The following is a 2,449-nucleotide window of genomic DNA, read 5'->3' as shown; positions in this document are numbered from 1 at the left end:
CTCAGCGCCGGCGTGTCGTCCAGCGGCGTCACCGTGATGTCCAGCGTGCTCGACGAGCCCGTGTTCGTCGTGTACGTCACCGTCGGCACCTGGCCATTCCAGTTGTCCGCCGGCGTGAACACATAGTCGCCATTGGCCGCGATGCTGATCGTGCCCACGTTGGCGATGGTGGCCGTGCCACCCGCCAGCACCGCCGCCTGCCCTGCCACCTGGAACGAGGCCACGCTCAGCACGTTGTCCACGTCGCGATCGTTGGTCAGCACGTTGCCCAGCGCCGGGCTGTCTTCCGTCGTCGTCTTCACGTCCGGCGTCATAACGCTCGGGTCGTCCACCGGCGTCACGCCGATGGTCACGGTGGACGTGGCCGTGCCGCCCTTGCCGTCGCTCACCGTCACGGTGAAGCTGTCGCCGCCGTTGTAGTCCTTGCCCGGGGTGTAGGTGTAGCTGCCGTCGGCATTGACCACCACCGTGCCGTGCGCCGGGTCGCTGCCCTTGACATAGGTGAGCGTGTCGCCATCCACATCGCTGCCCACCACCTTGCCGTCGACCGGGGTGTCCTCCTGCGTGGTGATGCTGTAGTTGGGCGCCGTGGGCGCGTCGTTCATCGGCGTGACGTCGATGTTCACGGTGGCCGTGGTCGTGCCGCCGTTGCCGTCGCTCACCAGCACGGTGAAGCTGTCCTTGCCGTTGTAGTCCTTGGCAGGCGTGTAGAGGTAGCTGCCGTCCGCATTGACCGTCACGGTGCCATGCGCCGGGTCGCTGCCCTTGGCATAGCCCAGCGTGTCGCCGTCCACGTCGCGGGCCACGATCTGGCCGGTGATGGGCGTGTCCTCAGGCGTGGTGCGGGCCTGGTTGTCGGCCACGGGCGCGTCGTTGGCGCCATTGACGGTGAGCGTCAGCGTGGTGGTGGCGGTGGCGCCCGAGGGGTCGGTCACCGTATACGTGAACACGTCCTTCTGGCTCTGGCCGGTGGTCAGCGCCTGCGAGGCCGCATTCGGCGCATAGGTATAGCTGCCGTCGGCATTGAGCGTCAGCGTGCCCCAGCTGCCTTCGATGGCCTTGCCGGCATCGACGGTGTTGCCGCCGAAGCTGACCTGGGTCACCGCCATGCTGTCGCCGTCCGGATCGACGTCGTTGGCCAGCACGCCGCCGGTGACGCCGACCTTGAGCACCACGTCTTCGCTGGTGCTGTTGGTGTCGGGCTTGGGCTCCGGCGCGTCGTTGACGCCGCCCACCGTGATCGACACCGTGGCGGTCGAGGTGCCGCCGTTGCCGTCGCTGATGGTGTAGGTGAAGCTGTCGGCGCCGTTGTAGTCCAGGCCGGGCGTGTAGACCGGGTTGCCGTTGGCGTCCAGCGCCACGGTGCCGTGCGCGGGCTGGGTGAAGCCCACCACGGTGAGCTTGTCGCCGTCCACGTCGGTGTCGTTGCGCAGCACCTGGATGGTGACGGGCGTGTCCTCGTCGGTGGTCACGGTGTCGTTAACGGCCACCGGCGCGTCGTTGACCGGCGTGACGGTGACGTTCACCGTCGAGGTCGCCGTGCCGCCCTTGCCGTCGCTCACCGTCACGGTGAAGCTGTCCTTGCCGTTGTAGTCCTGGCTCGGCGTGTAGGTGTAGCTGCCATCGGCATTGACCGTGACGGTGCCGTGCGTCGGGTCGCTGCTCTTGGTGAAGGTCAGCGCGTCGCCGTCCACGTCGGTGGCCGCCACCTGGCCCTTGACCGGCGTGTCCTCCGGCGTCGTGATCGTGTAGTTGCCCGTGGCCGGGTCGAAGTTCTGGCCCGGCGGCGTGACCGGCGGGTCGCTCGGCACCGGCGGGTCGTTCACCGGCGTGACGGTGATCGTCACCGTCGAGGTGGTCGTGCCACCGTTGCCGTCGTTGACCGTCACGGTAAAGCTGTCGCCGCCGTTGTAGTCCTTGGCCGGCGTGTACGTGTACGTGCCGTCGGTGTTGACCACCACCGTGCCATGCGCCGGATCGCTGCCCTTGGTGTAGGTCAGCGTGTCGCCGTCCACGTCCGAGCCGGTGACCTTGCCGTCGATGGGCGTGTCCTCAGGCGTGGAGATGCTGGTGCTCGGTGCAGTGGGCGCGTCATTGACCGGCGTGACGGTGACGTTCACCGTCGACGTGGCCGTGCCGCCCTTGCCGTCGCTCACCGTCACGGTGAAGCTGTCGCTGCCGTTGTAGTCCTTGCCCGGGGTGTAGGTGTACGTGCCATCGGCATTGACCGTGACGGTGCCATGCGTCGGGTCGCTGCTCTTGGTGAAGATCAGCGCGTCGCCGTCTACGTCGGTGGCCGCCACCTGGCCCTTGACCGGCGTGTCCTCCGGCGTCGTGATCGTGTAGTTGCCCGTGGCCGGGTCGAAGTTCTGGCCCGGCGGCGTGACCGGCGGGTCGCTCGGCACCGGCGGATCGTTCACCGGCGTCACCGTGATCGTCACCGTCGACG

The 2,449-nt window shown here is 68.1% G+C and carries 1 protein-coding gene; it reads right to left on the bottom strand.

The features are described from left to right. The coding region (locus tag DFR41_RS27265; RefSeq protein ID WP_170159490.1) for an Ig-like domain-containing protein at positions 1-2,449 on the bottom strand (2,449 nt) is incomplete at both ends.

This window comes from Pseudacidovorax intermedius, from assembly GCF_003350475.1.
In the GTDB taxonomy this organism is placed as follows: Bacteria; Pseudomonadota; Gammaproteobacteria; order Burkholderiales; family Burkholderiaceae_C; genus Xenophilus; species Xenophilus intermedius.
This window is presented reverse-complemented; position numbering and strand designations above follow the sequence as displayed.